The organism is Sphingomonas sp. Leaf21 (genome assembly GCF_916858675.1).
GTDB lineage: Bacteria > Pseudomonadota > Alphaproteobacteria > Sphingomonadales > Sphingomonadaceae > Sphingomonas.
This window is the reverse complement of record NZ_CAKASM010000035.1, coordinates 21,829-28,097: the sequence shown is the minus strand read 5'-3', so window position 1 is coordinate 28,097 and position 6,269 is coordinate 21,829. Positions and strand designations below refer to the sequence as shown.

4 protein-coding genes are annotated in these 6,269 nt (G+C 65.7%); all 4 read right to left on the bottom strand.

What is annotated here, in order from left to right:
* Nucleotides 1–411: 411 nt before the first annotated feature.
* Nucleotides 412–870: a DUF6527 family protein gene (locus LRP66_RS17335; protein ID WP_230483852.1), complete on the bottom strand. Its 459-nt coding sequence runs from the start codon at nt 868–870 to the stop codon at nt 412–414.
* Nucleotides 870–2,054: a ThiF family adenylyltransferase gene (locus LRP66_RS17330; protein ID WP_230483851.1), complete on the bottom strand. Its 1,185-nt coding sequence runs from the start codon at nt 2,052–2,054 to the stop codon at nt 870–872. The genes LRP66_RS17335 and LRP66_RS17330 overlap by 1 nt, the downstream gene beginning before the upstream one ends.
* Nucleotides 2,029–2,781 carry a multiubiquitin domain-containing protein gene (locus LRP66_RS17325; protein WP_230483850.1) on the bottom strand — a complete coding sequence of 251 codons (753 nt, stop codon included), beginning with the start codon at nt 2,779–2,781 and terminating at the stop codon, nt 2,029–2,031. Before LRP66_RS17325 ends, LRP66_RS17330 begins: the two co-directional genes overlap by 26 nt.
* 82 nt (nt 2,782–2,863) lie before the next feature.
* Nucleotides 2,864–6,268, bottom strand: coding sequence for an ATP-dependent helicase (locus tag LRP66_RS17320; RefSeq protein ID WP_230483849.1), 3,405 nt, complete (start codon nt 6,266–6,268; stop codon nt 2,864–2,866).
* Nucleotide 6,269 lies beyond the last annotated feature (1 nt).

The window sequence follows — 6,269 nt, the reverse complement described above, 5'->3', positions numbered from 1 at the left end:
GTCGGGGGAAAATACGGTCAGGGGGTTCGCTTGGCGATCCTGAACCGCGAGCTTCATAAAGTCGATTGGTCGTTTCTGGATTGGGCCGCATTGGTTCAGGCAAGCACCGAAGTCGACTGGACTAGGCGGTTTGAATAGATTTCCGTCGCCTGAGCCGCTGTCAAACTGACAGCTGTCGACCAGTTCAAGACATTGAGCGTAGTTGATGTGAGTGTCGGCTTTCGCTGAAACCCGTCATTCAAGTCGCACAAAACGGCCGGTTGGCTTTGCGCCCCAATTTCGGTCACGCGCCCTTTCTGTGAATGACCCCTAAGCTGCCATTCGCTCCTGTCGCTTGATTCGACACATCGAATGAAAATCGGGTGGGTCCTGCGCGCGGTTGAGATGCGCAGAACCCTGACAAGCGGTCGACTAAGATTTTGATCCTAACAGCCAACCGAGGAAGCGGTTCTTACGTCCGGAGGCGGCTGGTAGTGTTTGAGATGCTTCGACATCTGTCGCTGATACTGCCACATCTGAAGCTGTATCCAAACCATAATGCGCCGCTTTCGCCCGCCGGTCGCGTCGACGTTCAGCCGCGACTTCCGCATCCGACCAAGGAGGCGCCTCGATCACCCGGTTGCGACGAATCACGTAGTGCGAGCGGCATGGGAGCGTCCAACTGCCGACCGACGGGTGCAGCGTGATCGTCTCGCCGTCATAGGTAATATTCCAGTCCGTCGGCGTTAGCGGGGTCACGACCTCCTCGCCGCAGCCGCAGCAGCAGCTGTGGGCGGCGCTGCCGAATTCCAGCGACACGTATAGCACGCCACGTTCAAGCGTTTCCGGGAACGTCTCGACGAACCTGTGTTCGAGGACGGAATGCCGCATCACGACTGGTCCTCGTTCAGCAGCATGTTCCCGTCGAGCGTATAGGTCGAATGATGCTCGTTCTCGAGGTCGCAGTAGAAGCCGCACAGCTTCTTCCACTTGATGACCGCGAACACCGCGTTAAGCGCGTTGAGGTCGGCGACCTGGATGTTGGACGCGTAGATGTCGCCGGCACCTCCCCCGGCGAGCGGGATCCGATCATGCGACGCGACGGTCTCCCGTGTCCCGGCGGTGCTGGTTGTCACGCGAAGTATCCCGCTGAGGCCGCGCTCGCCGAGCTCCAGTCCCATGCCGATGTCAATGAAGTCCACACCCCTCGCGTGCAGCCGCTCGACCAGCGCCGCCTTGGCCTCGCCGGCGTCGAGACTCAGGAACGCGAAGTCGATGCCGTCGAGCAGATCAAGATTGCCCGGCGCGATCGCGACCGGCACCGCAGTGATGCCGCGGTGCATGCGGTCGTAGATCCCCTTGAAGTGGTCCACCTTGAGCGGCGCTTCGCGGAGTTCGCCGAGGCTCGGCGCACCAGGTGCCCTGAAGGCATTGTGCTGGAGGAACTCGTCGGCGTCGAAGATGCGGATCTCCGCCACTGGCGTCTTGGCGACCATGTCGAGGATGTAGCTGCCCGAGCCGCCGAGCCCGATGATAGCGACCCGGTGCCCCGCCAGCTTCGCCGTCAACGCGCCGATGCCTACGCGGTCCGACGCGGTCTCGACGTAGTTGAACACGCTGTCGACGTCCTCCTCCTCATCGAGCGCGCGATAGGGCCGGGGCGTTGCTGTGGCATCGAGCACCGCGGCCGGCCCCGCGATGATCGACGCGTATGTCGTCATCTTGTGGTGATAATCGCGGTAGCCGCCGTCGGGCTTGCTGGAGAACGCATGCTCGGCGGTCAGGCCGTGGCCAAGGTCGAAGTGGGTCGTCTGGTTGGCGATCGCGGCGATGCGCGTCCCGTCGGCGAAGCAAGGGTATTCGCCGTCGAAATGCACGACGTGCGTGTCGGGCGGCCTGGTCTGGTCGCCAGCCAGCGCCAGGCTCGAAATCAGGGTCCCCTTGCGCACCTTGCGGTTGGCGTCGACGTAGGGAACCTCGCGCATGACGAGGAACCCACCGACGACCTGGACGAAATAGCCCTCCTCGCGCAGCTTCGCGAGGTCGGCGTTACGACTGAACAGTGCGCGTGACATTGAAGACCGTCCCCTGCTTGATGGTGACCGAGCCGTGGGCGCCAAGCTCCCCGGCATGCGGCGTCGAGGCCGCCTTGCGGTAGGTCATCGAGAAGACGACGTTCGGCTCGTGCGGACCGGGGAAGGCCAGTTCGACGATCTGCTCGAAGGTCGCATCCGGCCCCGGCACGGTACGCGGACGGGTGTTGACGATGATCTCGATCTCCGCCGTGGGGCGCTTCGCATTATAGAAGCGCTCGATGCCCGGCGCGCTGAGGTCGACCAGCGTCGCGGGCTCGATCAGGACGTCCGTCCCGCCGCGAACCTCACGAAAGACCGCCTCGTCGCGCTCCGGCTTGGCGAGTTGCTCGAGGATCCGGCCGCTGATCGTCGGCTTGCCCCAGCGTTCCTCGTGGTCGTTGACCTCGAACTTGAAGTCGCGGTCCGTCAGGAAGGCGATGAAGCGCTCCGCGCCGAACCCGCGGACGTCGAACGGCTCGTTGAGGCGCACATCTTCGAAATCGCCGGTATCGAGGATCGCGAAGAGGCTGTAGCCGCGGTCGGGCTCGAGGCCCGCGGCCTCAAGAATCTGGCGGCCCACTGGGATCGGGTCGGCGATGCCGAGCGGGCGGAAGTCGAGGCCGTTGAGCGCGAACTGGATGCGGTAGGCCTTTGCCGCCAGCAGGGGGCGGCCCTCGCGGATTGCGTCGCCGACATCGTCGTATTCGGGGAGTTCGGGTGTGTTCATCTTACTTTTTCCTTCGTGTCCAGCCGGGCCAACCCGGTCACGAAGGGACAATCGGAACAGACGCCGCCGACCGGAAACGCGATCAGAAAACTTTCTGCAGCGATCCGCCGGGGACAGGCCCACAGATGAAGAATGCGGGGCATCCCGGGCAGACGCGCTGCGAGGGGGATGCGGGAAACGAACCGTCGCGGATCCCCGCGATCACCTTGTCCAACAGCTCACGCCGGTTGCCGAGAACGCGCGCCGTCATGTTGAGCGCAGTGACCTGATCGCTCATCAGGTGGACCACCTCCGCGGCGGCACCAGGTGCGTTCTCCGCGATGGCGAGCAGCGCGGTGGCCACGCCGAGGTTCTCGGTGTCCGACTTGCGGTATGCTCCCGTGCGGATGCGCCGGTAGATCCGGACGCCCTTGGCATCGACGAGGACATCGTCGGCGCTGAAGACGATCTGATCGGCCCCGATGCTGAGCGGCACCGCTGCCGGGGTCTCGGCGCGGTGGACCAGGCGCGATTGTCGGAACCGCGTCACCAGCGTGATCGCCATCGCCCGCAGCTCCGCGAAGCTACCAGGCGTGTCGAGGCCATGATCGTCGCAGGCCCGTTCGACGGCGGCACGGAGCTGCGCGTCATCCCACAGGTCGAGTCCGTCCCGCACCGCCGCGCGGACGACGGACCGGGCCGCCTCGTGCATCCTCATGTAGTCGGTCTCGCTCCGGCGTCCCCCGATGCCAAGCACATGTGTGTAGAAGAAGCGTCGCTTGCACTTATCCTTGTCCAGCATTGCCACCTGCGAATCCCGCAGCCGGATCGTCCCGTCGATCACGAGCTTGACCAGTTCGTCCTCCGGGGCAGGAGGCAGCTTGCGGATCAGGTCGGGCGTGGACCGCGCCACGCCCGTCCCGAGGCGGCCGAGGAATTCGGACAGGGGTCTGGCAGAGTGGTTGGCCTTCTCCGTGGCCGCATACATGACGAGCCGGTCTCGGGCGCGCGACAGGGCGACGTAGAAGAGGCACTCCCGCTCCTCCCCGTCACCATCGCGCAAAGCCGTTTTCACGTCGCCGGTCAATCCTGCGATGACGCCCTCCGGCGGGAGGCATGCAGGCGCCTTCGACGGACTTGGGAGCGTGTCCTGGTTGAGGCCCGGGAGATGGACGCACCGGAACTCGAGGCCCTTGGCACCATGGATCGTCATGAGCCGCACCGCGTCAAGTCCCTGCGCGGCGGCAGGCAGCTGACGCAGGTCGCGATCGTCGCCGATCGCCACGAGCCGCCTGATCCGGTCCAGCAGGCGGGGAACGGCCTTTCCCTGCTCGCGCGGCTGCACGCGCAGGAAGTTCATCAGCTGCCAAAGCGCGATTCCCTGGCTGCGTTCGCCGACCGACTGCGCCACGGCGATGGTGGCGGCGATGCGGGTCCGGTCGAGTAGGATCACGGCGAGGGCTCGCCAAGGCGGCGTGTCGGCGTCGAAGCCCTCAAGCGCCACCGCGAGCCTGTCCAACGCGGCATGGGCGTCCGCCGAGATCGGAAGGTCCCGTCGCGCGTCTAGCCAATCGAGCGGCTCCCGCTCGTCGTCGCGCAGCGTGGCGAGCACGGTGCCGACGTCGTCGAGCGACAGGGCGAATTCCGTCATGCCGGCGGCGCGGACGAGGCCCATCGCCCGGGGGTCGGCGAGCAGCGACAGTAGTGACAGGAGGTCCTTGACCTCCCCACGCTCGAACAGGCTGCCGAGGAACAGAACGGGGATACCCATGCGCTCGAGGTCCCGGGCGATCACGCCGAGCCGCTCGTTGCCGGTGCACAGGACGGCTTGGTCGCGGTAGGCGAAACCGGCCGCGTGCATCTCGCCGATGCAGTCGGCGATCGCGACCGACTGTTCGTCCTTCATGGCGCGCGTCCTGAGCTCGATCGGGATCCCAGAGTGGCCACGGTCCGCCTTGAGCAGCGTCTCCGTCGTGCTCGCCGTCATTCTGACCGCGAATGCGGAGTAGGCTGTGACGATCTCGTCGAACGAGCGGTAGTTGATCTTCAACCTACCCGACCCGGCGCCCGGGAAATCCTCCGTCGTGAACTTGGAGGTGCTGATCGGGGACGCGCCCCGGAACCGGTAGATGGACTGCCGCGCGTCGCCGACGACCCAGAGGTTATCGCCGGTGGGGCGGATCGCCTTGAGCAGCCGAACGCTGGCGCGATTGACGTCCTGATACTCGTCGACGAGCAGATGATCGTACATTCCGCCGAGCTTCGCGGCGATGTCGGGGCACCGCTCGAGGAGTCCGACGGGGAGCGACACTAGATCGCCGAAGTCGACCGCGCGCCGTTCGCGCTTGATCCTCTCGTATAGCGCATAGACCTGCGCCACCTCGGCGGACTTGAGCGCCTCGGTCGTCCGTGCCTCGTCTCCGACTGCGGCGACGCGCATGGCTTCCGCGTGCCCCGCATACTCCTCGGCGGTGACCACCTCGTCCTTCGCGCGCGATATCGCCGCGAGGATGTCGCCGATCAGCCGGGTCGGGTCGTAGAGGTCCTGGTAGTGTTTGAGCTCGAGCTTCGGGAATTCGCGCTCGAGTAGCTCGACCGCCTCGACTCGGTCCATCAACCGCGGATCGTCGGGCAGGGAGAACTCGGCGCTGAAACGTCGGATGAGGTCGAGCCCAAAGGCGTGGAACGTGCCGATCCACATCGCCGCGGCCTTCTCGGGACGCTCGGCCGCGATGCGGTCGGCCATCTCGCCGGCCGCCTTGTTCGAATAGGTCAGCACTAGGATCCGCTTGGGATCAACGCCTTCGTCGAGCAGCTGGACGACCCGCGCGGTCAAGGTCTGGGTCTTGCCGGTGCCGGGCCCCGCCTCGAGCAAGTAGGGGCCGCCGCGATGGGCCGCAGCGGTCGCTTGGGCCTCGTTCAGCGGATGGGTCTCGCGGACCTTGTCGTCGGGTGCGATCACGGGGAGCAGGAGACCGTCGAACAGCTGCTGCGCCACGACGTCGAACGGGGCGTGCATCCGCTCGGCGATGGCGGATGCGGTCAGACCATCTTCGAGGTGGAGGCGGCATACCACTTCGCGCGGAAGGAGGAGTTCGCGTCCGAAGAGGTCCATCTGGACCTCGCGCCGTTGCCGGCGGCCGTAGTCCACCACGCGATCGATGCCAGTCGGCGATGGCTCCGAACCACGGGCCGAATCCGCCTCGGTGACCGTCGGGGAAGAGGTTCCGTCCCCGAGCTCGTGATGCCCGATCTCATGGGCGACGAGGAACGCCTGCTCGAAGAGCGACCCGACGTTCTCATGGATGATGAGGTCATCCTCTGGAACCAGCGTCGCGCGTCCGTTGTCTAGGACCGTGGCGCCCGGATTCGCGGAATCAACGTCGAGGCCGCGATCCTTCGCGATCGCGACCGCGAAGGCGTAAGGATCCGTCGGATCAAGTCCGCGCGCAATCGCGCTTGCGTGCAGTTCCGCCGCGCGTCGGCGCCCTAGCTCGATCGCGTCCACG

Coding starts and splice junctions, on each gene's coding strand:
- LRP66_RS17335 (WP_230483852.1), bottom strand. CDS start 870: ATGCGGCATTCCGTCCTCGAACACAGGTTCGTCGAGACGTTCCCGGAA.
- LRP66_RS17330 (WP_230483851.1), bottom strand. CDS start 2,054: ATGTCACGCGCACTGTTCAGTCGTAACGCCGACCTCGCGAAGCTGCGC.
- LRP66_RS17325 (WP_230483850.1), bottom strand. CDS start 2,781: ATGAACACACCCGAACTCCCCGAATACGACGATGTCGGCGACGCAATC.